Source organism: Zhouia spongiae (assembly GCF_022760175.1).
Classification (GTDB): Bacteria; Bacteroidota; Bacteroidia; order Flavobacteriales; family Flavobacteriaceae; genus Zhouia; species Zhouia spongiae.
In genome coordinates this window covers 3149596-3175416 of sequence record NZ_CP094326.1, presented here as the reverse complement: position 1 = coordinate 3175416, position 25821 = coordinate 3149596, and the positions used below count along the sequence as shown (strand labels likewise).

30 protein-coding genes are annotated in these 25821 nt (G+C 38.0%); 11 read left to right on the top strand and 19 right to left on the bottom strand.

The window, feature by feature from the left end; translation table 11 throughout:
* Window positions 1–126 precede the first annotated feature (126 nt).
* The 3 genes from MQE36_RS13730 to MQE36_RS13720 are packed head-to-tail and all read left to right on the top strand — an operon-like array spanning window position 127 to window position 2351.
* Window positions 127–894: an MBL fold metallo-hydrolase gene (locus MQE36_RS13730; RefSeq protein ID WP_242936551.1), complete on the top strand. Its 768-nt coding sequence runs from the start codon at window positions 127–129 to the stop codon at window positions 892–894.
* Window positions 895–898: 4 nt separating this feature from the next.
* Window positions 899–1390, top strand: coding sequence for a hydrolase (locus MQE36_RS13725; protein WP_242936550.1), 492 nt, complete (start codon window positions 899–901; stop codon window positions 1388–1390).
* Between the two features lie 4 nt (window positions 1391–1394).
* A complete protein-coding gene (locus tag MQE36_RS13720; protein WP_242936549.1) occupies window positions 1395–2351 on the top strand; it encodes a TerC family protein in 957 nt (318 codons plus the stop codon).
* A gap of 69 nt (window positions 2352–2420) precedes the next feature.
* On the opposite strand, the gene MQE36_RS13715 is transcribed toward MQE36_RS13720, so the two are convergent.
* Entirely contained in the window at window positions 2421–2735 is a 315-nt protein-coding gene (locus MQE36_RS13715; RefSeq protein WP_242936548.1) for a DUF779 domain-containing protein, read from the bottom strand.
* On the opposite strand from MQE36_RS13715, the gene MQE36_RS13710 reads away from it, so the two are divergent.
* Window positions 2626–3306 (top strand): AraC family transcriptional regulator, encoded by a 681-nt coding sequence (locus MQE36_RS13710; protein WP_341461478.1) that lies wholly within the window; start codon window positions 2626–2628, stop codon window positions 3304–3306. The genes MQE36_RS13715 and MQE36_RS13710 overlap by 110 nt on opposite strands.
* Window positions 3307–3309: 3 nt before the next feature.
* On the opposite strand, the gene MQE36_RS13705 is transcribed toward MQE36_RS13710, so the two are convergent.
* From MQE36_RS13705 to MQE36_RS13660, 10 genes are all read right to left on the bottom strand, one after another.
* Window positions 3310–3969 (bottom strand): alpha/beta hydrolase, encoded by a 660-nt coding sequence (locus MQE36_RS13705; protein WP_242936546.1) that lies wholly within the window; start codon window positions 3967–3969, stop codon window positions 3310–3312.
* The gene (locus tag MQE36_RS13700; RefSeq protein WP_242936545.1) at window positions 3969–4298 is read right to left on the bottom strand and encodes a hypothetical protein; all 330 of its coding nucleotides are present in this window, start codon (window positions 4296–4298) and stop codon (window positions 3969–3971) included. Before MQE36_RS13700 ends, MQE36_RS13705 begins: the two co-directional genes overlap by 1 nt.
* Window positions 4279–5547 (bottom strand): dihydroorotase, encoded by a 1269-nt coding sequence (locus tag MQE36_RS13695; protein WP_242936544.1) that lies wholly within the window; start codon window positions 5545–5547, stop codon window positions 4279–4281. Before MQE36_RS13695 ends, MQE36_RS13700 begins: the two co-directional genes overlap by 20 nt.
* Window positions 5544–7466 carry a BatA domain-containing protein gene (locus tag MQE36_RS13690; RefSeq protein ID WP_278286565.1) on the bottom strand — a complete coding sequence of 641 codons (1923 nt, stop codon included), beginning with the start codon at window positions 7464–7466 and terminating at the stop codon, window positions 5544–5546. Before MQE36_RS13690 ends, MQE36_RS13695 begins: the two co-directional genes overlap by 4 nt.
* A 61-nt stretch (window positions 7467–7527) precedes the next feature.
* Window positions 7528–8328: a patatin-like phospholipase family protein gene (locus tag MQE36_RS13685; protein WP_242936542.1), complete on the bottom strand. Its 801-nt coding sequence runs from the start codon at window positions 8326–8328 to the stop codon at window positions 7528–7530.
* Window positions 8329–8593: 265 nt separating this feature from the next.
* A complete protein-coding gene (locus MQE36_RS13680) occupies window positions 8594–8986 on the bottom strand; it encodes a DoxX family membrane protein (RefSeq protein ID WP_242936541.1) in 393 nt (130 codons plus the stop codon).
* A gap of 3 nt (window positions 8987–8989) precedes the next feature.
* Window positions 8990–9445 carry a carboxymuconolactone decarboxylase family protein gene (locus MQE36_RS13675; protein ID WP_242936540.1) on the bottom strand — a complete coding sequence of 152 codons (456 nt, stop codon included), beginning with the start codon at window positions 9443–9445 and terminating at the stop codon, window positions 8990–8992.
* A gap of 82 nt (window positions 9446–9527) precedes the next feature.
* Complete coding sequence (locus MQE36_RS13670) at window positions 9528–10100, bottom strand: Crp/Fnr family transcriptional regulator (protein WP_242936539.1); 573 nt, start codon at window positions 10098–10100, stop codon at window positions 9528–9530.
* 1 nt (window position 10101) lies between these two features.
* Window positions 10102–10866: a TIGR02757 family protein gene (locus MQE36_RS13665; protein ID WP_242936538.1), complete on the bottom strand. Its 765-nt coding sequence runs from the start codon at window positions 10864–10866 to the stop codon at window positions 10102–10104.
* 6 nt (window positions 10867–10872) lie between these two features.
* Entirely contained in the window at window positions 10873–11544 is a 672-nt protein-coding gene (locus tag MQE36_RS13660; protein ID WP_242936537.1) for an ABC transporter ATP-binding protein, read from the bottom strand.
* Window positions 11545–11838: 294 nt separating this feature from the next.
* On the opposite strand from MQE36_RS13660, the gene msrA reads away from it, so the two are divergent.
* The 3 genes from msrA to MQE36_RS13645 are packed head-to-tail and all read left to right on the top strand — an operon-like array spanning window position 11839 to window position 13298.
* A complete protein-coding gene (gene msrA, locus MQE36_RS13655; protein WP_242936536.1) occupies window positions 11839–12375 on the top strand; it encodes a peptide-methionine (S)-S-oxide reductase MsrA in 537 nt (178 codons plus the stop codon).
* A 5-nt stretch (window positions 12376–12380) separates the two neighbouring features.
* Window positions 12381–12977 (top strand): GTP cyclohydrolase I FolE, encoded by a 597-nt coding sequence (gene folE / locus MQE36_RS13650; RefSeq protein WP_242936535.1) that lies wholly within the window; start codon window positions 12381–12383, stop codon window positions 12975–12977.
* A gap of 12 nt (window positions 12978–12989) precedes the next feature.
* Window positions 12990–13298 carry a hypothetical protein gene (locus MQE36_RS13645; protein ID WP_242936534.1) on the top strand — a complete coding sequence of 103 codons (309 nt, stop codon included), beginning with the start codon at window positions 12990–12992 and terminating at the stop codon, window positions 13296–13298.
* 207 nt (window positions 13299–13505) lie between these two features.
* Here MQE36_RS13645 and MQE36_RS13640 read toward each other — a convergent pair whose 3' ends face one another.
* The 8 genes from MQE36_RS13640 to MQE36_RS13605 all read right to left on the bottom strand — a co-directional run bounded on the left by MQE36_RS13640 (window position 13506) and on the right by MQE36_RS13605 (window position 21039).
* Window positions 13506–15770 carry a TonB-dependent receptor gene (locus tag MQE36_RS13640; RefSeq protein ID WP_242936533.1) on the bottom strand — a complete coding sequence of 755 codons (2265 nt, stop codon included), beginning with the start codon at window positions 15768–15770 and terminating at the stop codon, window positions 13506–13508.
* Window positions 15771–15847: 77 nt separating this feature from the next.
* The gene (locus tag MQE36_RS13635; RefSeq protein ID WP_242936532.1) at window positions 15848–16183 is read right to left on the bottom strand and encodes a hypothetical protein; all 336 of its coding nucleotides are present in this window, start codon (window positions 16181–16183) and stop codon (window positions 15848–15850) included.
* The gene (locus MQE36_RS13630; protein ID WP_242936531.1) at window positions 16183–16476 is read right to left on the bottom strand and encodes a DUF6787 family protein; all 294 of its coding nucleotides are present in this window, start codon (window positions 16474–16476) and stop codon (window positions 16183–16185) included. The genes MQE36_RS13635 and MQE36_RS13630 overlap by 1 nt, the downstream gene beginning before the upstream one ends.
* Window positions 16477–16505: 29 nt before the next feature.
* Window positions 16506–16958 carry a DUF6146 family protein gene (locus MQE36_RS13625; protein WP_242936530.1) on the bottom strand — a complete coding sequence of 151 codons (453 nt, stop codon included), beginning with the start codon at window positions 16956–16958 and terminating at the stop codon, window positions 16506–16508.
* A 174-nt stretch (window positions 16959–17132) separates the two neighbouring features.
* Window positions 17133–17771, bottom strand: a complete 639-nt coding sequence (locus tag MQE36_RS13620; RefSeq protein ID WP_242936529.1) for a DUF937 domain-containing protein — start codon at window positions 17769–17771, stop codon at window positions 17133–17135.
* An 87-nt stretch (window positions 17772–17858) separates the two neighbouring features.
* Entirely contained in the window at window positions 17859–18809 is a 951-nt protein-coding gene (locus MQE36_RS13615; RefSeq protein ID WP_242936528.1) for a D-2-hydroxyacid dehydrogenase, read from the bottom strand.
* A 21-nt stretch (window positions 18810–18830) separates the two neighbouring features.
* The gene (serC, locus tag MQE36_RS13610) at window positions 18831–19895 is read right to left on the bottom strand and encodes a 3-phosphoserine/phosphohydroxythreonine transaminase (RefSeq protein WP_242936527.1); all 1065 of its coding nucleotides are present in this window, start codon (window positions 19893–19895) and stop codon (window positions 18831–18833) included.
* Between the two features lie 82 nt (window positions 19896–19977).
* Complete coding sequence (locus tag MQE36_RS13605; RefSeq protein ID WP_242936526.1) at window positions 19978–21039, bottom strand: aldehyde dehydrogenase family protein; 1062 nt, start codon at window positions 21037–21039, stop codon at window positions 19978–19980.
* 81 nt (window positions 21040–21120) lie between these two features.
* Here MQE36_RS13605 and MQE36_RS13600 point away from each other — a divergent pair, with 81 nt between their 5' ends.
* The 4 genes from MQE36_RS13600 to MQE36_RS13585 all read left to right on the top strand — a co-directional run bounded on the left by MQE36_RS13600 (window position 21121) and on the right by MQE36_RS13585 (window position 25787).
* Window positions 21121–21474 (top strand): 4Fe-4S dicluster domain-containing protein, encoded by a 354-nt coding sequence (locus tag MQE36_RS13600; RefSeq protein ID WP_242936525.1) that lies wholly within the window; start codon window positions 21121–21123, stop codon window positions 21472–21474.
* A gap of 94 nt (window positions 21475–21568) precedes the next feature.
* A complete protein-coding gene (gene ychF / locus MQE36_RS13595) occupies window positions 21569–22660 on the top strand; it encodes a redox-regulated ATPase YchF (RefSeq protein ID WP_242936524.1) in 1092 nt (363 codons plus the stop codon).
* Between the two features lie 218 nt (window positions 22661–22878).
* Window positions 22879–23787 (top strand): DMT family transporter, encoded by a 909-nt coding sequence (locus MQE36_RS13590; RefSeq protein WP_242936523.1) that lies wholly within the window; start codon window positions 22879–22881, stop codon window positions 23785–23787.
* A 140-nt stretch (window positions 23788–23927) separates the two neighbouring features.
* On the top strand, window positions 23928–25787 hold the full coding sequence (locus MQE36_RS13585; RefSeq protein WP_242936522.1) for a DNA topoisomerase IV subunit B: 1860 nt from the start codon (window positions 23928–23930) through the stop codon (window positions 25785–25787).
* Window positions 25788–25821 lie beyond the last annotated feature (34 nt).

Here is a 25821-nt window from a genome sequence, read left to right as displayed (position 1 = left end):
TCCGTTTTTGGGTTAAACCTTTATTCTATCTGGTATAAAAGTTAAAATTTTAAAAACTTTTTAATTTGAATAGCATACTCTTTTAATGAGAAAATTTTATGTAAGTTTGGTTTAAAATTCATCGATTTGAAAGTTACGTTTTTAGGCACAGGAACCTCTCAAGGCATACCAATTATTGGTAGCGATCATCCGGTTTGTTTGAGTAAAGATCCAAAAGATAAAAGGTTGCGTGTCTCAGTGATGGTGTCGTGGGATGATTACTGTTACGTGATCGATTGCGGACCTGATTTCAGGCAGCAGATGCTTACTCAAAATGTGAAAAGAATCGATGGTATTTTGTTTACACATGAACATGCGGACCACACGGCGGGTTTAGATGACATCAGACCATTTTACTTCAGGCAGGGGAGTCTTCCGATATATGCACACAAAAGGGTTTTAAGATCTTTGGAAAAACGATTTGATTATATTTTTGTCGAGCCTCATGAGCGATATCCCGGTGCTCCGGAAGTAGATAAATATGAGGTGGAAAACAATAAGAATATTTTCCTTGGTGATTTGGAAGTTATCCCTGTGAATGTATGGCACCATAATTTGCAGGTATTCGGGTACAGGTTTAAAAGATTTGCTTACCTCACTGATGTGAAAACCATAGATGAGGAAGAAATAGAAAAGCTTAAAGACCTGGACGTTTTGGTGATTAATGCTTTAAGGGTGGAGCCTCATAATTCACATCTGAACCTTGAAGAAGCCTTGAGATTAATTGATGAGATACAGCCCCGGAAAGCATATCTGACCCATATTAGCCATATGTTGGGTTTTCATAAGGAAGTAGAATCAGGATTGCCTGAAAATGTTTTTTTGGCTTACGATAATTTAACAATAGAAATATAGCACAATGAAGAGCAGGATTTATATGTATTTGTTTTTTTTCGCAGTATTGTTCATTTTGTTTCAGTATGTGAACTCAAAAAAATACTTTGACGCAGAATCTGAAAGGATGGAAGATCTGAAAGAAGAACTTAAGGTCTATGAAGATTCTATACAACAATTAACGCTCAGGAACTTTAACCTTCAGTATTTTTCTTTAGAAAATAACGATGATGCACTTACTTATTTTGATGACGTGCATATTGATGATCTTTCCAGGTATATAGCGGATAAACTTCTTGAAACAAATGAGGCCAAGGGAGATAATCCGCTGGTGCCTTATGAAGGAATGAACGGCCCTATGAAAATCAATAAAATAAAAGTATTGAACCATAAATGGATTATAGCCGATTTTTCAGACGGCAAATACTGGGGCGAGTTATTTATAAAGTATGAACTGAAAAATGATCTGGGAATAGATTTTACTTTAACAGATTATTTGCTATACACGGGATATTAGGATTATGGAAACTAATTTAGTTTGGGGAATTTTTATTTCCGGAATTGTATTGTTTTTAGCCCTGGATCTGGGAATCTTTAATAAAAAGGCTCATGTTATCAGCAATAAAGAAGCCGGTTTCTGGACTGCTATATGGGTTAGTTCAGCCTTGTTGTTTTCACTCGTTGTATATTATATATACTCCAAGGGGTATATCGAAAACCCTGATGGCCTGACACCTGCCAATGCCACTTTAAAATACATAACAGGTTACCTGATAGAATTGTCCTTAAGCGTTGACAATATCTTTGTAATAGCAGTTATCTTCTCTTCATTCAGTATCCCGCAGAAATTTCAGCACCGGGTTTTATTTTGGGGTATTTTAGGAGCTATTGTATTCAGGGCACTAATGATATTCTTTGGCGTTATACTTATTAAAAAGATCTATTGGGCGACCTATGTTTTTGGAGGGTTTTTAATATTTACAGCATTGCGGATGTTATTCAAAAAGGATGATAATTTTAATCCCAAGAAATCATTTGTATATAAGAATATACGCAGGATAATACCCATAACGACACAAATAGACGGAGAGCATTTCCTGGTAAGAAGAAGGCATATATTAGCAGCTACCCCCTTGCTTATAGCTCTTATCGTTATAGAATTTACAGATATACTTTTTGCTTTAGACAGTATTCCTGCGATTCTGGCCATTACGCATGATCCTTTCTTAGTATTTAGTTCTAATATTATGGCTATTATGGGATTGAGGTCTATGTATTTCTTTTTGTCGAATATGCTTAACAGGTTTTCTTATTTAGAATACAGTTTAGTTGTGATATTAATATTTGTAGGGATCAAATTAATCATATCACATCATTATACGTTACCTGAATGGCTGTCATTGACAGTTATCGGAGCTTCATTAGCCGGTGGCATAATAACTTCTTTGTACCTGAAGCCTACGGAAAGATTAGGTTAATGCTAAAGGCCTGTCTCAAAACACAAGACAGGCCATAAATCTAACCAACCCTAATCAAACTGCTATAACTTAAATTTTTTCTGAGGCCAAGCGGATAGGGGATAGTTTATTTAGTTCATCAGGACTGTAAAGTCTGGATTTAATAATAAACCTGATACCCAGCGGAATCTCAAGAGAGAAACTCGCTCCTCTGCCTTTAACAATATCAACCGTTAGCTGAGTGTGTTTCCAGTATTCAAACTGAGATTTTGACATATAAAAGTCGCAACCGTGAATGTTGCCGGCAGACGAGCTTATGTGCATCGATTTTCCCGAAGCAAAAGAAAACGACCCGACACGATGTCTGGCAATGGCTATATCGAGAGAAATGATCAGTGAAATCATAGCTTTAATGAATGATAAATTACCTAAAGCGGATCAGAAGGAGTGGAGCTTTATCGATTATAATTTTCATTTTACTAACGATATAGGGATTTATCAGATATTACAGCGTTTATTATTTCTTTTCACCGAAGATCATCCTTCTAAAGATTTGTTTGTCAATAATATGCTCAAGGAGCTGATTATACGGATCATGCAGACAAATTCTAAAAAGATTTATACCGAGAAAACTATGGAATTGGGAGGAAATAACCGGCTTTCCTATATTGTTGATTACATACGTGATAATTTACAACGTTCCCTGAGTGTGCTGGAACTCAGCAAAAAAGCCTATATGAGCGAATCTAATTTTCATCGTGTGTTTAAAAATGAGATGGGAATGTCTCCGGTCGATTTTATTAATAATGAGCGTATAAAGCTGGCTTCGAGCCTGCTTCAGGATCCAGATCTTAAAATCAAGGAAGTTTTTATGCGCTGTGGTTTTGAAAACCGATCGTATTTCAACCGGCTTTTTAAACGTTTAAAAAAAATATCCCCTAAAGAATATCAATATAAAATAACAAAAGGAGGATAAGAGTTACAGATGTTTTTCCAGCCAGTTTTTAAATGAAAAGAAGTTCTGAGGTGCCACTCCGTGACCTACGGGAAATTCTTCATACACATGATCGATGTTTAAAGCCTTTAAAAACACAGGAGCCCTTCGTGCCCAGTCAACCGGGATAACCTGATCTGCACTGCCATGAGAGGCATAAACACTAATCTTTGTAAAATCGTTTTGCTCATAATCCGGTTGAATTATTTTCTCATTGATATAGCCACTCAGCGCAATTACATTTTTTACTTTTTCAGGGTAAGAGAGTGCTACAGCATAACTCAAAATGGTTCCCTGGCTAAACCCTAACAGGGTTACATTGTTTTTATCCAGGTTGTAAGCTTCGCAGGCTTCATCTATAAAATTGTTGATCATTTCCCGCGATTTTACGGCCTGTTCGTCATCACTCCATTTTCCGTCTTCAGCATCAAAGTGAATCGCATACCAGGCATAACCAAAACCGGAAAGGGTGTAAGGAGCTCTAACTGATATGATAAAAAGATCATCAGGAAGTTCCCCGGCAAATGAAAATAAATCCTCCTCATTACTACCGTAGCCATGAAACATAAACAAAACGGATTGTTTTTCCTTTTTTATGTTTGGTGCCTTGATAAGGTGTTCTAAAGAAAGTTCTTGTAGTTGCATTATTGAATAAACTTAAACCATTTTTGAAATAAATTGCCAACCAGAGGGACTATTGTTTTTCGTCCTTGTAATGCTCCCGTAAAACCATATATCCAGAGAACAAAAGAAAATATCCAGAAACCATAATAGGCATATATATTCTGAAAGAAGCCAAGAAGAATGGCTATGGATATGTATAGTAAATGAATTCCGAAAGCCTGCCTGATATGAAAACGTGCAAATTCGTTCTTGGGTTCCATGTTCATAGAAAAAGCTATTAAGGCTCCCACAATAGTAAGATAACTAACAATAGCTGAAGTTTTTCCTGCTTTATTCACATTCCTGTCCATTAATTATCAATTGTCCGTTATTATATATGCCGAGAGCTACCCCTTTTAATTTCCTGCCCAGGAAAGCACTGTTTTTAGACTGAGATTGAATATGCTCCGGGCCAAAAGTATAGACACCGTCAGGAGCAAAAAGGGATAAGTCTGCTTTATTACCTGTCGCTATACCCGATTCGTTAATTCCAAAACGCTTTTTGCCCTTAATGAGTAAATCTACGGTCTTTTCGGTTCCAAATATACTGTTCAGGACACCAAAAGCACTTTCAAGACCAATAGAGCCGTATAGCGCATGCTCAAACTCAAGTTTTTTATGTTCGACATCAATAGGATTATGATCGCTGGTAACAAAATCTATAGCACCCTCGTTAACTCCCATGATCAGGGCTTCCACATCGTTTTTGGTTCTTAATGGCGGCAATACCTTGTAATTGGCATTGAATTCGTCAAGGATATCATCGGTTAAGACCAAATTATGGATAGCAACGCTACAGGTAACATCTAATCCTTTAGCTTTGGCTTCTTTAATAAGTTGTACGGATTTGGCTGTTGAAATGGTAGGGATATGTAATTTACCTCCTGTATATTCTAAGATGAACAGGTCTCTTGCAATATTCAATTCTTCTGCCAGTGCGGGGATGCCTTTTAACCCCAGTTTTGTCGATGCAACCTCTTCATTAACCACTCCTTTGCCTGCTATTTTCTTTTCTAGGGGAAAAGAAAGTATCAGACCTTCAAAATTCTGAGCGTATTGTAGGGCTATCTTTATTAAGTTGGCATTAGAAACCGATTTCTGATAATCTCCGAAAGCAACCGCCCCGGCATTTTTCATATCGAAAAGTTCAGCAAGGTCGACACCCTCACTGTTAACGGTTAATGCTCCAACCGGATAAAGGTCAACAGCATTGCCAAAAGCTTTAGCTTTTAAGAAACCGATATCGGCATTTGAGTCTATTACCGGATTGGAGTTTGGGTTCACAGCTACGGAAGTAAATCCACTTTTAGCAGCAGTTCGTAGTCCGTTGCCAATCGTTTCCCGTTCTTCAAAACCCGGTTCTCCAAAACTTACACTGGAATCAAACCATCCTTGCGAGACATGAAGGTTCTCAATCTCGACAAGCTTTATGTTGTCTTTGATTTCTATTTTATCTTCTATCTTAGAAATAATACCATTTTCTATGAGAATATCTTTAGTCTTTAAATGGTGATCGCCGTTCGGATCAATTATTTTGACAGCTTTTAAAAGGGTGTTCATTTAAGATATTTTAAGATGAGCGTTTCAGCAATTAAAAATATTAGTGCAAAAATAACAAACCATTTCCAAAGCTCCTTTACTTTGTTTTCTGATTTTAACTCTTCAAATAAACTCGGAATTGATTCTGAAACACTGATATTATTTAATTGATTGATATCCAGATATTGAAGATTGCTTTCTTTTCTGTTATGGTTAAAACTTAAGTGTTGTAATAGCTGCTCACGGACATAAACTCCGTAATGTCCTGCCTTAGTAACCGTGTTACTTGTATTGACGCGAACTTTTTCTCCATAATTCTGCTGTATGGGAATAAAGTTAAACTCCTCATTCCGAATCGTAACGGTCTCATCCTGATCAAGCGAAATGTTCAGGTCGATATCTTCATTGGCTTCTGTGGTATAATATAACGTTGGCAGCGATAAGCTTCTCTTTCCCATATTATATAGCACAGGAACGATGATAGGCGAATTTTTAAAGTTGGAATTATTACTGTTCAGTGAAGCGGTAAAACTATAGTTCGTACCGTTGCTGATGAGAAACGGATCGTTATTCTCAAAACCCAGTATGGTTGAAAAATCCCCGCTGGTTCTATAATATTGATTTACTTCTGGATATTGAAAATTAGATACCCGGTTCTCAAATACCTCATAAAGGAGGGGGTGATCAAAATTAATACTTGTCAGTTTTTTTGAACCCCTTGCTATGCTGTCAAAAGAGACATTCGTTATTTTTTTGTAATAGGCTGTATTTATACGATCTGATAATTCAGGAATGACGAGGATGCTGATCCCTGAATTCTTTAAATTATCAAGGGTATTGACAAGTGGTTGTGAGGGGGCTACTTCATTAAGGACAATAAGGTTGTTGTTATTCAGGCGACTGTAGTCAAGCTGATTTAAAGGGTAAGAAGTATAATTAAACTCATCATCAGTATAAATCTTTTTAAGAAATTGATCGTCTGTATTACTTATAACCAGAACGTTGATTTTTTCCGGCCTGTTGATGGAGAAGAAAAATTGGTTGTCGTATAGCAAGCCATTGTCTGCTATAGAGATCATACCGTTTACTCCTTCCAGGTTAGCAGCATTAAACAAAGCCTCGGCGATGTTTGAACTGTTAAATGTCACACTCGTTTTGGCTAATAATTTATTGTCTTCACCTAATAGGGAAACAGGAATATTATCGTTAACATTTCCTTCTTTTGATAACCGAACAGAGAGCATTCTGGTACCACTTGCATGATCTTTAAAACAGATACTGTCGATGGAGATATTATTTATTGATTCCGGAGTCAGTTTTACGGCCCTGACATTGATTTTTTTATCAATATTAAATGTCTCCGTGCTATTTCTCAGCTGAAAGTCGGATATATAGATTAGATTTTTAACACTGGTACTATCGTTTGAAAACATTCCTTTGGCTTTTAGAACTACTTCATCAAAGCTATATTGTTTATCCGTATATGTTATATTTAATAATGTTTCCTGAAGGTAGGACGGGCCAAGGCTTTTATATGAATCGTTATTCGTGAGGACCGAAATCGAACTTTTAAGAGATATGTTATCTATCAATTCTTTTATTGCGCGTTGCATTAAAGGTCCGTTAGCTCCTTTGGCTTGCATGCTGAACGAATTATCCAAATATACAATTGTCTCTGTCAATTTGCTTTGAATATCCCTGCGAGCAATGTATGGCTGAGCAAAAGCTATGACAATACATGCAAGTGCCGACATACGGACAAATAAAACAAGCCATCTTTTTAATTCTGAACTTTTCCGGGTTTCGGTACTGATCTTTTTCAGTAACCGGACATTCGTGAACGGTGTTTTTTTGAATTTACGTAATTGAAATAAGTGGACTATAATTGGTATAACCAATAAAAAAAGGGCCCAGAGGATATCAGGATGTTTAAAGTTCATTCGAAAAACAAGCTTACATCAAATATATAATTTTATAATAGACCGGCAGGGGAATATGGTCCTATTTTTCAAACAGTCTGGAAAATCCGGACTTTATTTTTTGAAATAAAGATTGCTCGAATGTAAAATCCATATTGCTTGTATATTCGTATCCTAACTTGAACATATCTTCGGCTTTTGCCGTGTCAAATAAAGAGTATTCCCTTAATTTCAGGGGTTCTATATAAAGATCAGCCTCTTTCTTTTTTACTTCATTTGCTGCGTTTACTGAAAGCTGGAATGTCCTTCCGGCTATATCCGTAATACCACCGAGTTCACTTATACGTTGTAAGGGACTTATGCTGCTAATGATAACGTGTTCACACAGGGAACGAATAGGTTCCATGGGTGTATTGTTGAACACCCCGCCGTCTACAAAATAGCTGTCATTAATTTTTATCGGCGAGAATAATACCGGAATGGAAGCAGAAGCCATTACTATTTGTGAAAGATCCCCCTCGTTAAAATATTCAATATGACCATTCAGCACATCCGTAGCTGCAACATAAAAAGGAATAGGCAGTTCTTTGAGATCAATTTTCCCCAGTACCGTTTGTAGTAAACTCTCGAGTTTGTGAAAATTAAATATCCCTGTTTTAGGTATCTGAAGACTCGAAAGGTCGCTAAAACTGTGAGATTTCATAATCTCGAAAGTTTCATCGACGGATTTCCCCGCAGCAATAAAAGCTCCTATGATAGCTCCGGCACTTACTCCCGATACAACATCAGGCCTGATGTTTTTTTCTTCGAGGGCCTTTAAAACTCCCAGATGAGCAAATCCACGTGCTCCACCGCCTCCAAGTACTATTCCGTATTTATACATAACCTTATAAAGAAACCTGAAGAGGTTTAAAAGCCTGTTTGCCAACCTGAACCCGTTTCAGGCTCTTCCTGTAATTTGTGAATCAACGTGATGAGATTCCCATATAAAGCAGAATGACACTTTTGACATCTTTTAGACCACTTCTCATTTTACGGTTATAAAATTAATTAAATCTGGTTTTCTTCAAAACACCATACCAAAAAAGCAATAATGAACGGAAAAGCTATCCATTATTGCTAATAAACCTTAGTGTGATTTGACTAAGTTATTGATCGCTTAAGGTGCTTAGCCCCATTGCAGCAGCAGCGGCGGTAAAAACAGCATAATCAAAAGTCCCTTTTATTCCATAGAACAAGGTCATTGAAACGGCAAAAACCAAGAGCAGGTAACCGCTGACAAGCGCTGTTATCTTAATCCGAAAACCAATTATTAGCAGCAGCGCCAATACAACCTCCATCAGTGTGATGATTATAGCTATAAACGGGATGAAGACTTCTGGCATATACGGAACAAGTGATTGTGTATATGTTTGAAAGTTTTGCCAGTTACCCCAAACCGAGACCTCTTGCCCCCATAGTCCCAGTCTATCGGCTACAGCCGATAAAAACCCCAGAGCCAGGGCAATTCTTAGGAATAATTTAATATAATACGATTTCATTTTTCACTTTTTTTGAACCTGATAATTTCCCGGTGTGAAGCTAAACGTTCTCATAAGCCGGGTCCAGGTATTGATTTGAGCAATAACCAGCGTTAAATAGCAGATTTCATCTTTGGAAAAGAATGTCCCGAGTTTATCTAACAATTCCTGAGAAACAGACCGGTCATCTAAAATTGTCAGCTCTTCCGTAAACCGGAGAACAATGCGTTCCTTTGCCGAAAAATATGGTGTTTCCTGCCAGACACAGACAGAAGAAAGCCTTAATTCCGTTTCTCCGGCATTTTTAAGTTCCTTATGATGCATGTCTACACAATAGGCACATTTATTAAGTTGTGCAACACGTAACCTTATTAGTTCCAGCAATTTTAGATCCAACGGAAGTTCTTTGAAATAGTTTTCAACCGCCATTAATTTTTCATAAAATCCTTTTGGGATATCTTTTTCAGTTATTCGTACCATAATATGTTATTGTATTGATTATAGAATACAAAATTATGGCGGAGTGTACAGCTGTTTCTTAAGATATCTTAAGAAATGAAATTTATGATCCTTTTCGGACTGTGCTTAAGTATTCAGGTGAAATTTCTAAATAAGATGCAATCATGTACTGTGGTACCCTTTGTGTAAAACCGGGGAGCGAATCTACCATATACTGATAACGTTCTTTACTGCTTTTTTTCTGATAAAACTCGTAGCGTCTTTGTATGGCAATAAGCATATTTTCGGTGATCATTCTGAATGCCCTTTCGAGTTTAGGGATTTTCTGAAATGCCGATTCGAGATCCTCTTTGGATATTTTAAGAACCGTAGTGTTTTCAATAGCCTGTATGTATTGCTCGGAAGGCCTCTCCAAAACAAAACTTTCGATATTGCTAACCCACCAGTTTTCTATGGCGAATTGCGTAATTTTTTCAGTCCCTTTATCATCGATGTGGTAAGTCCTTACAAGTCCGTTCAGGATAAAATATTTATATCTGCATATATCTCCTTGCTGTAACAGGTATTCTTTATTCTTGAAGCTTTCTTCCCTGATATATTCGAACAATAATCCTATTTCATCATGATTGATTGAAACATACCTCTTTAAATATTCATACAGTTGATTTTCAGACATCTTAAAATTTTTCAAATACCCCTAACCCAAAGAGGGCAAAATCATATTTAACGGGATCCCGAGGGTCCAGTGACCTTAAGCCGGAATCTAATTCCAACAGCGCTTTGGCATCATTTTGTTTTCTGGTAAGTAAACCTAATTTACGCGCTACGTTACCTGAGTGAACGTCTAGCGGACAAGATAGCTGGGCAGGGGAAAGGCTTTTCCATATTCCCAGGTCGACACCTGTATCATCAGGCCTGACCATCCAACGCAAGAACATATTAATTCGTTTAGCGGCAGAGCCTTTCAATGGATCTGAAATATGTTTCTGTGTTCTTCTTAAATGTTCTCGTTCAAAAAACACCTTTTTAAACATGGATATGGATTCTTGCAGGGAATCCTCCTTGGCATATTTCGTAAAAACAGCTTCCAGCCCATTATAGTTCTGATAGATATGACGTAATGAAATTATAAACTGAATAAAATCCTGACCGTTGAAAGTCCTGTGTACAAATGTTTCCAGGCGTTCATGGTCGTCTGTTGTGGACGACATTATAAAATCATATGGGGCATTTCCCATCAGCGCCATCATTTTTTTTGCATTTACAATAATAGTTTTTCTGTTTCCCCATGCAATTGTAGAAGCAAAAAAACCTGCAATTTCAATATCTTCCTTTATTGAAAATTTGTGTGGAACCTGAATAGGATCAGTTTCAATAAACTCAGGATTATTGTAGGTAATTACCTTTTCATCTAAAAATTCTTTTAACTCATGGTGAGTCATAACCGCTTATTTATCTTCATCTACAATTTTACCATCAACCATCACTAATTTTCGATCAGCCATATTGGCAAGTTCTTCATTGTGGGTGACAATCACAAAGGTTTGTCCAAACCGGTCCCTCAAGTCGAAAAATAATTTATGGAGATTATCGGCTCCTTCTGAATCGAGGTTTCCGCTAGGTTCATCGGCAAAAACAACAGAAGGATTGTTAATTAAAGCTCTGGCTACAGCGACCCTTTGCTGTTCTCCTCCCGAAAGCTCACCAGGTTTATGATCGACTCTGTGGGAAAGTCCTAAATATTCCAATAATTCTTTTGCCTTTCTTTCCGCATCGGGTTTTGAAATTTTTTTAATATATGCCGGAATACAAACATTTTCCAAAGCAGTAAATTCAGGCAGTAACTGATGAAACTGAAAGATAAAACCGATATGTTCATTTCTGAACTTAGCCAATTCCTTGTCTTTTAAATGGTTTATCCTGGTACCGTTTATTTTTAGATCGCATAGCGGCTGCTTGTCTGCGGTATCGAGGGTTCCCAAAATTTGTAATAAAGTGGTTTTTCCGGCACCTGAAGCTCCGACAACGGAAACTACTTCACTCTTTTTAATATGTAAATCAACTCCTTTTAACACTTCAAGGGAGCCAAAAGTTTTATGAATGTTTGAAGCTTGGATCATTTTATCGAATTATAGCGTGAAAGTAATCATTCCGCGACAAATTCTGAAAAAATTACCCTTTAAAAGAATCACAGGTTATATCCATCGATTAAATATACAGGCCCAAGAAATCACCTGCGCTGCTATTTTGCCTGAATACGCTTTGCAAACTTTCTGAATGATCACGGTTGGTCAAAACTATAAGACAGGCAGAATATGTCGTCTTAAATAAATGTTAAAAGCATAATGGTAATTTTAGTATATTAGTCACAACAACTTATCTGAAAATAAGTTGATTATAACCATTGGGTATCTATGACAAATGTAAGTTACACTGTTTTTGCAGGGGGATGTTTTTGGTGTACGGAAGCTGTTTTTAGCAGACTTGCAGGAGTGAAGAGTGTTGTTTCCGGTTATACAGGGGGACAAACGAAAGATCCTGTTTATAAGGAGGTGATAAAAGGAGATACCGGACATGTAGAAGCTGTTAAAATATTTTATAATGAGAATATAATTTCTTTTCTTTCACTAATGGAAATATTTTTTGCCACGCACGATCCGACAACTTATAATAAGCAGGGACCTGATGAAGGCCCCCAATACAGGTCGGTGATTTTTTATGCCGATAATAACCAGAAGGAGCAAGCAGAGTCGTTTATAGAATTGCTTGAAAAAGAAAGAGTCTTTTCAAAACCGATAGTAACAACAATAGAACCTCTGAATGATTTTTATAATGCGGAAAAAGAACATCAGCAATATTTTAAGTTACACCCGGAGGAAGCGTATTGCCGGCTGGTAATAGCTCCGAAAATCAAGAATCTGAAACATTATTACGGAAATAAAATAAAATAATAAAGATGCCTTATAGCCATAAAGAAGAATACAATATCAAAATTACCGATGAAGTCAGGGAAAGATATAAAGATATCATAGAAGGACTTGGAGAAGACACGGGAAGAGAAGGACTGGTTAAAACCCCTGAAAGGGCGGCCAAAGCGATGATGTTTTTAACGCAAGGATATCATCAGGATGCCGAAGCAATACTTAAAAGTGCCATGTTCAGTGAGAACTACAATGAAATGATACTTATAAAAGACATAGAAATCTATTCGTTGTGTGAACATCATTTACTTCCATTTTATGGAAAGGCGCATGTAGCATATATCCCTAACGGTAAGATAGTAGGGTTGAGCAAAATACCGAGGGTTGTTGATGTTTTTGCCAGGCGGTTACAAGTTCAGGAAAGACTTACACAGGAAATTCTAGACTGTATAGACCGCACCCTCAAACCACAGGGCGTTGCCGTGGTGATAGAGGCGGCACATTTGTGTATGATGATGCGCGGAGTTCAAAAACAGAATTCTGTAACAACAACTTCAGGTTTCAGGGGACAATTTGAAAAGAATGAGACCCGAAATGAATTTTTAAAACTAATAAGTTCGGATTTACGCTAAATTGAAATTTAAATGTCGAAAAACAAAAACGGAAAGTATAAAAAATTAATTCTCAGTATTTTTTTAGATCTTATCGGAATGGTCTCTTTTATGATCCCCGGAATAGGAGAGTTCTCTGATATTATATGGGCACCTGTTTCAGGATGGATAATGACACGGTTGTACAAAGGAAGAGCAGGGCAGGTGGGAGGTGTCGTCTCCTTTGTAGAGGAAATAGTTCCGGGGCTCGACATCATCCCCACATTTACTATTATGTGGTTCTATATTCACGTATTCAAAGGAAGAAAACCTTCAAAGGATAAGTTTATAGAGGTCAAATAGGGATGCTGTATTCAGTAGGGTGAAATCTCTTAAGGATATGATACCCGGGTAAACCACGGCTGTACTATTTTTAAAATTAATCAGTTATTTTTTGTGCCACGGCTGTCGGATACATAAAAAGAGGTTGTCTGAATGATAGCTTATGGTTGCCCGGAAATCTATTTCAAGGCAATGCTTTCTGTTTTAGAGACAACCTCTTTTATTGTTTTAGAACGGAATGCTCAGACCGAAACTGATATTCCTTCCGATGTTATAGATTCCGTCAGTTTTAAGCCGGGAAAGATGCGAATAATAACTTTCATCCAATAGATTGCTGACACTCAGGTTAAAGTCCATCTCTTGTTTCCCAAATCCGATTTTACCTCCGATTCCGACATTTAAAAGCGTGTAGCTATCGGTTGTTGTTTCAAAGGAACTTGCATTATTCTGATCGAAAACATTCTTAAGTGTAACAAAACCATAACTACTTTTTAAGGTCTTTTTATTTTGGTCAAATTCGACCCTGAAAGTATTGGTAAGAGAACTGGCCGGAATTAATGGTAAATAATCGCCATTTGTCTGCTCTCCGAAAACAATTTCGAAGCTGGATTCAAAATGCAGCCAGTGTATTGGGTGTGGATGTAAGTGAAAACCTGTTTCACCTCCAAATAATTTAGCATCCTCCTGAACATAATTATAAACAGGTGCCCCGTCTATCATATTTCCGGTCGGTTCCAAAAAAATGTAATCATTCAGCTTATTATAAAAACCGTCTATAAATGCTTCAAAATGCTGGTTTTTATATTCAAGGGTAATATCGGTTTGTAAATTGCGTTCGTTCTTCAGGTCTTGATTGCCTATTTCATAACGATTAGTTCCGTGATGAACCCCGTTCGAAGTAAGTTCTGCAAGATTAGGGGCTCTGAACCCGCTGGCGATGTTTAAACGCAGATCTAATTCTTCCGAAAAATTTAGTTTGGTGCCAAGTGAAGCATTAAAACTGTTGAAATTCTTGTCTACGGCTTCAATATAATGTTCGTCTGTTAATACTCCATGGGCTTCAGAATCAATCGATCTGTTGTCATAACGAATTCCAAACTGAAAATCTATTTTATCTAAATGGTAGTGCGATGTTGCCAAGAAACCGATGTCAGCAGTAGTGGCATCCGGAATTAAAACTTCTTCACCGGTGTTTTTATTTGTTTGGTGCATTCCCTGTATGCCCACGATCGTTTCTAATTTGCCCAACTTAGGTAAGTTATAGCGTACATTATAGTTAAATGTCTTTAGATCCATATTCAGAGCTGCCCCTTCTTCATGCGCTTCATGTTCCTCATGTTCTTCTTCTTCATGAGCATCATGGTGATGTTCCTCAAATTCCTGCCTGTTGTTATGGGTATATCCCAATGTAATATCTAAGCTGCTTTTTTCGAAAAAGAAACTGGATTTAGAACTAAAAATATGACTGGTGAGGTCTTGATAGGGTTCTAAAGGGCTTCTGTCCTTGCTTTGTACCCCGATTTCTTCGGGGATTCCTAATTCTGATTTGTTCAGGTTATATCTTAATTCTGTTTTGAAATTTCCGGATTGGTATCCGATTCCTGACTTTAAATCTAATTCGTTAAACCGGGTGTTAGTGACCCTTTCTCCATCGCCTGTTTTATAATCGGCATGTGAACTATAGGCACCCCTGATTAAAAATTTAAATTTTTCACCCGATGTTTTAAACCCGGCATTTGTATTATAGCCGGAGGTATTAGAATAGTAATTCATGTTAATATCACCACCGGTCGAATTACTATGGGCAAATTTTTCCGGATTTAGATAGAGAACACCCCCGAGGGCGTCTGATCCATAGAGCAGGGAAGCAGGCCCTTTTATAACCTCCACGCTCTCAATACCGGCGTCGTTGATTCCTAAACCGTGTTCGTCGCCGAATTGTTGGTTTTCCAACCTGATCCCCTGAGTATAAACAAGAACCCTGTTGCCACTCAATCCCCTGATCACCGGTTTTCCGATACCTATTCCGGTGGAAACACTTTCTACTCCCGCAATATTATTGATTCCTTCTGCCAATGTTAAAGCCCCTTCTGTTTTAAGTTTTGCAACACTGGCCCGTTCTACTTTCATTACATTATCTCTTTGTAACTTGTGAAATGGTGTCGATACTATAACCTCCTCCATTTCAATAGCAGAGGGTTTTAACATGACATTTATGCCGGGGGTATCACTTGTAGACACATTTTGAGAAAAAGTGGTATATCCTACTGAAGAGATAACCAGTTTATAAGTGCCTTCCGGGAGGTTTTCTATAATAAACTGTCCGTTCGTATCAGTTTCCGTTCCCTTTTCCAATTCAGGAAAGTATACAGAAGCAAAAGGGATGGGTTGATCTTTTTCTGAATCTTTAACAATACCTTTAACAGTATTTTGAGCATTCAGCATAGTCATAGTAATCACACTTAAAAGCATGACTTGAAATATTTTTTTCATTTTCTTTTAAATTCTTAGAGTTTATGATAAATAAACCGCCATTTAGATTTGATAAACGACATTATGTGTATAAAGCACTATACGATCGAGGGCGGTCCTCTAAGTAAGAAGTGAAGCGATTGAAATTCGCTTAAAAAGAAATAATAATTAAAAACCTGTTGTGATGGAGTTTGTAGGTTGCTTGGTTCTGTAAATCCATGTACGTGATATACATACTGATTGGATTTAAACTTATAAATTTCACATTCAATATCCTTTTTATGGAAATGAGTAGCATCAAACTCATAGCATTGTGTATGCTCGTGATCCGAGAATGCATGAGCCAGGCCAAGCAGGGTAGGAAGAAAAAGCATCCCACTCAGGATAAAACTAAAAGCAAGTAGAACTATATGTTTAACCGGTTTAAGTTTCATTATAGTTTGATTCCCATTTTTTTCAGCATTTTTTTCTCAAAATCCCAGAAAAACCTGAATTCTCCAAACAGCCATCCAAAAAATACTAATAATACCTGATATATTGGAAATATTAGTACGATCCTCAAAAACCAATACAACCAAAGATTGGTGTTCTCAGTCGTAAGATGGAGCAAATCCATTAACGGTCCTGCCAGTTTAGCGGCACTGCTACCAGTTATTGCAAAAACCAAAAAAATAATAAAGAGCTGGAAGTTTGATTTAATGTTCCAACGTTGTTTTAGTTTTTCCATGCCTGAAATTTGGACGCAAAGATATAATATTAATTGATACCGGGGAAGAAGGGGCCTAAGCGCTGATTGTACTTTCGTTGGAAATAAATAAAATAATTATATAACTGGTAATTTACTTCATAACCATAATCTATATCTGGTCTGTAATCAATTTGCATTTCGTAAAGATGAGGAGCATACCGTATGGGTTCAAGAACTCTTTGGTTCCAGTTGATCACATAAATCTGGTTTCTGTTCTCTAAATAGTTTTGAGAATAGTATCCGCGTGGTTTAGCTATGCTGTTAAGCCAGGTATAATAACCGGGGTCTATGATAATGATCTCATATTCCAGGCTGTCATTAGCTATTCTGACAGTATCCTGAGCGCTTTTTTTGGCACTAAATGCCATTTGTTCATCTTCAGAGATGTTTAATGCATTTTTAGAAGAGGAACATCCCCAGATAATCAGGGATAGGAGTAATATGGATATTAAATATTTCATAAACCGGATATATTATTTGCTCATTGAAACTCAATACTCTGCGGTATCTGCCGCAACAACCTTTGTCGGGCTGGCATGCAGACGGGCATTTCGCGAACCACCCATGGGTTCATCTACTTAAAGGTACAAAAAAAGCCGAACTTGGTCCGGCTGTATATTGATTTCTATTATTGACTATTTATTGCCAAAGAGACCTCCGAGCATACCACCCAATCCACCTTTTTTCTTGTTTCCGCCCAGAACCATCCCGGCAACATCATCGATCATACTGCCGTCGCCGTCGGCATCGAGCAAACTGGTGATTAAACTCTGTTCTTGTTTGGGCTGGCTTCCCATAAGGTTTCCTAGCAAGCCCCCGATATCGTTTGATGAGCTTACCTGATTAGTTCTTGTCTGCTTTCCTAGATACGCCATGATTAACGGGGCTGCAATTTTTAAGATCTGGGTAATGGTTCCGGCATCCAGGCCGGATTTCCGGCTTAAAGCGTTTTCTACAGCAGGTTGCTTATTTCCTAAAACATGTCCCAGAATCCCTGCTCCGTCACTTATAGCACTATTATCAACGCCACCTCCAAAAAAGCCACTGAGGTTGTCTAACAGGCTTCCGTCATGCTTGTTGGAACTTAAAGCAGACAAAAGTCCTTCAGCTCCTTGCTGAGAAGACGCGTTTCTTTGCATAGCTCCTAATAACAAAGGGATAGCCGAACCTAAAACATCAGCAGTTTTATTTTCCGGAGCTCCGGTTTGATTACTTACGCCCTGAATAATTTGGCGCCCCATATCACTATTCAATAAGTCTATAATGCCTGACATGATTTTTTATATTGATTAATAGACAAACAAGATACAAAAAAAGCCTTTCAAATATGGAAAGGCTCTTTTAAATTTATCATGATGTTTTTATTTCAGTAATTCTGTTATCTGGGTAGCAAGCTCGGTACCTATTCTATCCTGGGCTTCAGATGTTGCAGCTCCGATATGTGGCGTTAATGAAACTTGCGGGTGCATCAATACCTTCATTGCCGGTTTGGGTTCGTTTTCAAAAACATCAAGTCCGGCAAAAGCAATTTTTCCACTTTCCAAAGCATCTATCAGTGCTACTTCGTCTACGACACCTCCCCGGGCGGCATTTACAATTCCAACCCCATTCTTCATTTCTTCAATTTCGTGTTTGCCTATCACGTATTCTTTTTGAGCTGGAACGTGTACAGTGATAAAATCAGCCTGCTTTAAAACTTCGTCTTTAGATACTGTTTCAATATGGAAGTTAACTGACTGACCATCAAAAAAGTCTACTTTTATATCAACATTTTCAATGAACGGATCGTAAACAACTACTTTCATTCCAACACCCAAAGCTATACGGGCTGTAGCTTGCCCGATACGGCCGATACCAATAATACCAAGTGTTTTACCTCTTAATTCCATGCCTTTGGCATAGGCTTTTTTTAGATCCTTAAAGCGAGAATCTCCTTCTAAAGGCATATTTCTGTTGGCGTCGTATAAGAATCGGACTCCGCCATACAAGTGAGCAAAAACCAACTCGGCAACAGACTCTGAAGATGCTGCCGGAGTGTTTATAACATGAAGTCCTTTCTCCTTTGCATACGTTACATCAATATTATCCATACCAACACCACCACGGCCAATCAGTTTCAGTGACGGGCAGGCATCGATAATATCTTTTCTAACCTTGGTGGCACTACGCACTAATAATGCATCTATTTGATTTTCGTTTATATAATTGATCAATTGTTCCTGAGCTACTGTAGTTGTTATAACCTCAAAGCCATTTTTTTCTAAAGCTTCTATACCGCTTTTAGAAATTCCGTCGTTTGCTAATATTTTCATTTTTTTTATTTAAGTAGTATTTTAAGCTCTTTTTTCAATTGCCTGCATTGCCTGTACCAAAACTTCGACACTGTTCAATGGCAGGGCATTATACATAGAAGCCCTGTATCCGCCAACACTTCGGTGTCCGTTTAAGCCATTGATATCGGCATCTTTCCAGATACCGTCAAAGAGATCCTTTACACTTTCATCAACCAGGTTAAATGTTGCATTCATGTTTGAACGGTCTTCTGTAGCAGCAAACCCTTTGAATAAGGGATTTCTGTCTATTTCATCATATAAAAGATCTGCTTTCTCCTGATTGATTTTTTCTATAGCCTGAATTCCGCCGAGGTTTTTCAGCCATTGCAGGGTAAGCATAGAAACATAAACTGCGAAAACAGGGGGAGTATTAAACATACTCTCTTTATCGATATGGATTTTATAGTCCAGCATTGACGGAATTGTTCTGTCGACTTTTCCAAGGATACCTTCTTTGATCACCACCAGAGTTGTACCTGCCGGCCCCATATTTTTCTGGGCCCCTGCATATATGAGATCGTATTTAGAGAAGTCTCTCTGGCATGAAAATATATCCGAACTCATATCGGCTACCAATGGAACCTCAAAGTTGTAATCTTCCTTGATCTGGGTTCCAAAAATGGTGTTGTTGGTTGTGATATGTAAATAATCCACATCAGACGGAACAGAGAATCCCTTCGGGATGTAATTGAAGTTTTGATCCTTGGAAGAAGCAACCTCTACAAGCTCTCCGAATAATCTGGCTTCTTTTATAGCTTTAGAAGCCCACGTCCCGGTGTTAAGATATGCCGACTTTTTGTTTAATAGGTTGTAGGCTACGGCCAGAAACTGGGTACTGGCCCCTCCTTGCAGGAATAAGGCTTTGTATCCTTTGTTTTCCAGTCCCAAAAGCTCTAATGCCAAGCTTTGGGCCTGATCCATTACTTCAATAAAGTTTTTGTCGCGATGTGAAATTTCAATAAGCGATAATCCTAATCCGTTAAAATCTATCACGGCTTCAGACGCCTGTTTAAAAACCTCTTGAGGTAAAATGCACGGACCTGCACTAAAATTGTGTTTTTTCATTATAAATAGTTGGTTGTTCGTGAATGCATACAAAGGTGCTAATTAATTCGGGAAAAAAAGATATAAACCTTTTAGAATTTTGTTAAATACGCAACAGAAAATCCAGGGTGTCGACGCCATCGGCATAATCACTTAATTTTGGCTTTTGAGTGTTGCCGAATCCAGTTTCATGCTCCATAACACCATTGCCTACCACACATTGTATGCTTTCTTTTTCGACATTCAGTTTTTCTTGTACAGATTCAATACTCACATACTTTTCGTAAAAAAGAGTTGCTATGGGAGACGCATAACTGTCATCTTCTTTAAGCATTAAAAAACCATTTTCAAGAATATCGAAAAGACTCATCAAGTACACCGCCTTGTTGTAATCGTAGTTGTTGGCATATTTTGGATAATTGATAATATCTTTATATTTATATATGGCATCAAAGAAAGGATCGAAATCGTAATTTTCAGGGATAAATAATTTAGAGACGTTACGGCATCCCAGGCCGTAGTATCTGAAGATGTCTTCGCCCAAAGCTTCGAGTTCTTCCTTGGTTTCCTTACCCGTTAAAACAGCTACGGAGTTTCTGTTCTTTCTGATGATACTGGGTTTGCCTTTAAAGTAAAACTCAAAATAACGAGCTGTATTATCACTTCCGGTAGCAATAACAGCATCAAAACCTTCAAGCTTGTCTTCTGTAAATGTAATCGTACCTTTTAAAGATGGCTCTGTATGTTCAAGGTATTTGCTCAGGTATGGGAGAAGGTGTTTGTCGTTCGATGAGAGTTTTGCAATAACTGAATGTCCGGAGATCAACACGGATAAAAAATCATGAAACCCGACCATAGGAATGTTTCCGGCCATGATCACAGCAACTCTTTTAGGGGTTACCGGTCTTAGGTCATAGTCCGACAACCAATTTAAGAGCTTGTCTTCAGTAAGCGCTTCAGACCATTGAGAGAGCGCATAAATAAGATTTTCTTTTGTAAACCAGCTGTTTGTTTCTTCAGCCAGTTTGAGCTGATGTTTAAACCCCTCAAAGAAAAGTTCATTGTATTCTATATTTTCTTTTTTTACAATATCTTTTCCGGTAAATTGGCCTAAAAACTTCCCGAGTTTAACAAAAGCAGTAATCTTGTTGTGAATATCACTCATTATATTTGTTTATGTTTTGCTTCAACAGTATTTTTGTTCCAGCAAATTTATGGAAATTTAAACGACTCAAAGGAAATTGCTATGGCTATTATAATAACAGACGAATGTATAAATTGCGGTGCTTGTGAACCCGAGTGCCCGAATACTGCAATATATGAAGGAGCCGATGACTGGAGGTATAGTGATGGAACTTCATTGTCAGGGAGCGTTGTCTTGCCAAATGGCAAGGAAGTGGATGCCGATGACGCGCAAACCCCTGTTAGTGATGAGATATACTACATTGTTCCTGATAAATGTACTGAATGTAAAGGGTTTCACGAAGAACCTCAGTGTGCAGCTGTGTGTCCGGTAGATTGTTGTGTACCGGATGACGACCATGTGGAAACCGAAGAGGAACTTCTGGGGAAACAAAAATTTATGCATCCGGAAGACTAATATTTCCATCATTAAAAATCCAGATCCCGGGCTGTTGCTTGGGATTTTTTTATGAATAAAATATAGTATATTTGCCCCTCAAAATACTTAGCGAATGAAAGCCGGAATTGTAGGATTACCGAATGTTGGGAAGTCAACATTATTTAATTGTTTATCGAATGCCAAAGCGCAAAGCGCAAACTTTCCTTTTTGTACGATCGAGCCTAATTTGGGGGTGGTTAATGTACCGGATAATCGTCTTCAGAAATTAGAAGAATTAGTGAATCCTGAAAGGGTTTTACCTGCTACGGTAGAAATCGTTGATATTGCCGGGTTGGTAAGAGGAGCGAGTAAAGGAGAGGGCTTAGGGAACCAGTTCTTGAGCAATATTCGCGAATGTCATGCTATTATTCATGTATTGCGTTGTTTTGACAATGACAATATCGTTCACGTGGACGGAAAAATCAACCCTGTCAGTGATAAAGAGACCATTGATATTGAATTACAGTTAAAAGATCTTGAAACGGTAGATAAGCGCCTCGAGAAGGTGAACCGTGCTGCAAAAAGCGGAGATAAGGATGCAATAAAAGAAAAAGCTGTTTTAGAACGCTTTAAAAGCGCTCTGGAAAGTGGTATATCGGCACGTGCTGTAGAATTAACTGATGATGAAGCAGAACTGGCCAAGAGTTTTCAGCTGCTTACCGCTAAACCTATTTTATATGTATGTAATGTTGACGAAGGTGCTGCAAAGGACGGAAATGCATATGTAGACCAGGTAAAAGAGGCCGTAAAAGATGAAAATGCTGAAATTATTGTGTTGGCGGTCGCTACAGAAGCTGATATCGCCGAACTGGAAACCTATGAGGAACGCGAAATGTTTTTAGAGGATTTAGGATTGGAAGAACCAGGTGTTTCTAAATTGATTCGCGCAGCATATAAATTATTGGATTTACAGACGTATTTTACAGCGGGAGTAAAAGAGGTTCGTGCCTGGACGGTACCTGTAGGAGCTACGGCACCTCAGGCTGCCGGTGTGATCCATACCGATTTTGAAAAGGGCTTCATTCGTGCTGAAGTAATTGGATATAATGATTACGTAGCGTATGGTAGCGAGTCTAAAGTGAAAGAGGCAGGGAAAATGCGGGTAGAAGGAAAAGAATACGTTGTAAAAGACGGTGATGTAATGCACTTCAGGTTCAATGTCTGAAAAAAATAATTATTTGACTCGATCATCGAGATTTATATACTCCGACGCAAGCGTCGAAATGTTTTGCATGCGCCAGCTGGCTCCATCGCTAAAAAGGGCTACCAGACCTTTTCTTTACGTTTGGCTCTCTCGTGGGCTTGCCCCGAGGTAGTTTGGCTATCGTATAATTCGATAAGCGTATAAAACAAACTATTTCCAAGGCATGTATTTTTGTTTCTATGTTTAAGAACAATAATACATGCCTTGCTGTTTTTACAGGAATTATAGGAGTGGTGTTTTTCTCTGCAAAAGCCGTTATGGTGAAACTGGCATATCAGTATGATGTTTCTCCGGTGAACCTTTTAATGTTCAGAATGCTTTTTGCCCTTCCGTTTTATATCGTTATTTTGTTTATCACCAGGAAAAAATCCGAGGAACACGGATTGGGTGTTAAGGATTTTATCTGGCTGCTTTTTTTCGGATTTATAGGTTATTATCTTGCCAGCTATTTCGATTTTCTGGGATTACAATACATTAAGGCGAGCATTGAGCGGGTTATTTTGTTTATCTACCCAACAATAGTTGTAATATTATCTGCAGTATTCTTGAAAAGGAAGGTTGGTCCTGTACAAATTTTGGCAATAGCGATTACGTATGTCGGTGTTTTAGTAGCCTTTTGGGATGAGTTCAGGATAGAAGGCAGCGAATTTCTAACAGGAGCAGGACTTATATTTTTAAGTGCATTGACGTATGCTTCATATTTGACGGGAAGTGATTTTTTAATTCCTAAGTTCGGAGTGCTGAGATTTACTTCTTACGCTATGATTATAGCCTGTATAAGTGTTGTAACACACTGTTCCTTGTCTGAAGAAGCTTCTTTGTCTGGTTATCATGCCAATGTGTATTGGCTGGGACTGGCAATGGCGTTTCTTTCAACAGTGATTCCTTCCTTTATGGTGTCGTACAGTATAAAAGAAATAGGGGCTTCCAACTTTTCTGTTTTGGGGAGTTTAGGCCCTGTGTCGACGATTATTCTGGCAAGTATTTTCTTAGATGAAAAGTTTACAATACTACAAATGGGAGGGACGATAATTGTAATTTTCGGAGTAGTGGTTATATCTCTTCAAAAACGAAGAAAACACACTTAAAAATTGATGTTTTAATAACTTGTTGGTTTTCATGTTTTAACTTTTTATTTAATAACCTTGTTAATTACTTTAATTGTCGGATATTTTATTTTTACAGTTGTTATAGTATATTAGCGATTGTACACGAAATCCCTTTTTTTATGACTGATACTACTCAATATACCGAAGATAATATTCGTTCGTTAGACTGGAAAGAGCATATCCGTATGCGACCGGGAATGTATATTGGTAAATTAGGGGATGGCTCTTCTGCCGATGATGGGATATACATATTATTGAAAGAGGTTCTCGACAATAGTATCGATGAATTTGTGATGGGGGCAGGGAAGACTATCGAGATTTCAGTTCAGAATGAAAAGGTTATCGTGCGCGATTATGGCCGGGGGATTCCTCTGGGGAAAGTTGTGGATGTGGTGTCTAAAATGAATACAGGGGGAAAGTATGATACCAGGGCATTTAAAAAATCGGTAGGACTGAATGGTGTAGGTACCAAAGCGGTTAATGCTTTATCAAATTATTTTCGTGTAGAATCAACCCGCGACGGAAAGTCGAGATCAGCCGAATTTGAACGGGGGGAACTTACCAATGAAGAAGAGCTTGCCGAAACCTCAAGAAGAAGAGGAACAAAAATCACCTTTATCCCTGATGAAACCATTTTCAGGCACTATAAGTTTCGGAATGAGTATATCGAAAAAATGCTGCGAAACTACGTATACTTGAATCCCGGGCTTACGATTGTATTTAATGGTGAGAAGTATTATTCGGAAAACGGTTTAAAAGACCTGCTTCAGGATAATACCAATGATGCAGATATATTGTATCCTATCATACATTTAAAAGGAGATGATATTGAAGTAGCACTCACACATAGTAAGACACAGTATAGCGAAGAATACCATTCTTTTGTAAATGGACAAAATACCACACAAGGAGGTACGCACCTGGCAGCATTCAGGGAAGCGATCGTGAAGACCATCCGCGATTTTTACGGTAAGAACTACGAGGCTTCGGATATACGGAAGTCTATCATAGCAGCTATTTCCATTAAAGTAATGGAGCCTGTTTTTGAGAGTCAGACCAAAACTAAGCTAGGTTCAACGGATATGGGAGGCGATTTGCCAACCGTGAGAACATATGTGAATGATTTCGTAGGCACGCATTTGGATAACTTTCTCCATAAGAACAATGATACAGCCGAAAAGCTACAGCGTAAAATTCTCCAGGCAGAACGAGAAAGAAAAGAGCTTTCAGGTATTAGAAAGTTGGCTAAAGAACGTGCTAAAAAAGCAAGTCTGCACAATAAAAAACTCCGGGATTGCAGAATACACCTGGGAGATATGAAAAAGGACAGAAGGCTGGACACAACTTTGTTCATAACAGAAGGAGATTCGGCATCCGGTTCAATAACCAAGTCCAGGGATGTGAACACCCAGGCGGTTTTCAGTTTGCGGGGAAAACCATTGAACTCTTATGGAATGTCTAAAAAGATTGTTTATGAAAATGAGGAGTTCAACTTATTGCAGGCTGCACTGAATATAGAAGAGTCATTAGAAGATCTGAGATATAACAACATTGTAATTGCTACTGATGCCGATGTCGACGGAATGCACATTCGTTTGTTGCTCATCACTTTCTTTTTACAGTTTTTTCCTGAATTGATAAAGGAAGGGCACCTGTATATTCTCCAAACCCCACTTTTCAGAGTGCGTAACAAAAAAGAAACGATATATTGTTACAGCGAAACGGAAAGGAAAGCTGCAATCGTAAAATTAAAAGGGAAACCCGAAATAACCCGATTCAAAGGTCTTGGGGAAATTTCACCTGACGAATTCAAGCATTTCATAGGAGATGACATTCGCCTGGAACCTGTAATGCTCGATAAGGCAATGTCTATCGAAAAATTACTTGAGTTCTATATGGGGAAAAATACTCCTGACCGGCAGGAGTTTATCATAAAAAACCTTAAGGTGGAGCTGGATGTAGCAGAAGAACAAGCCTAATCATTAATCATTTAAATTAAAACGATTTTCTTTC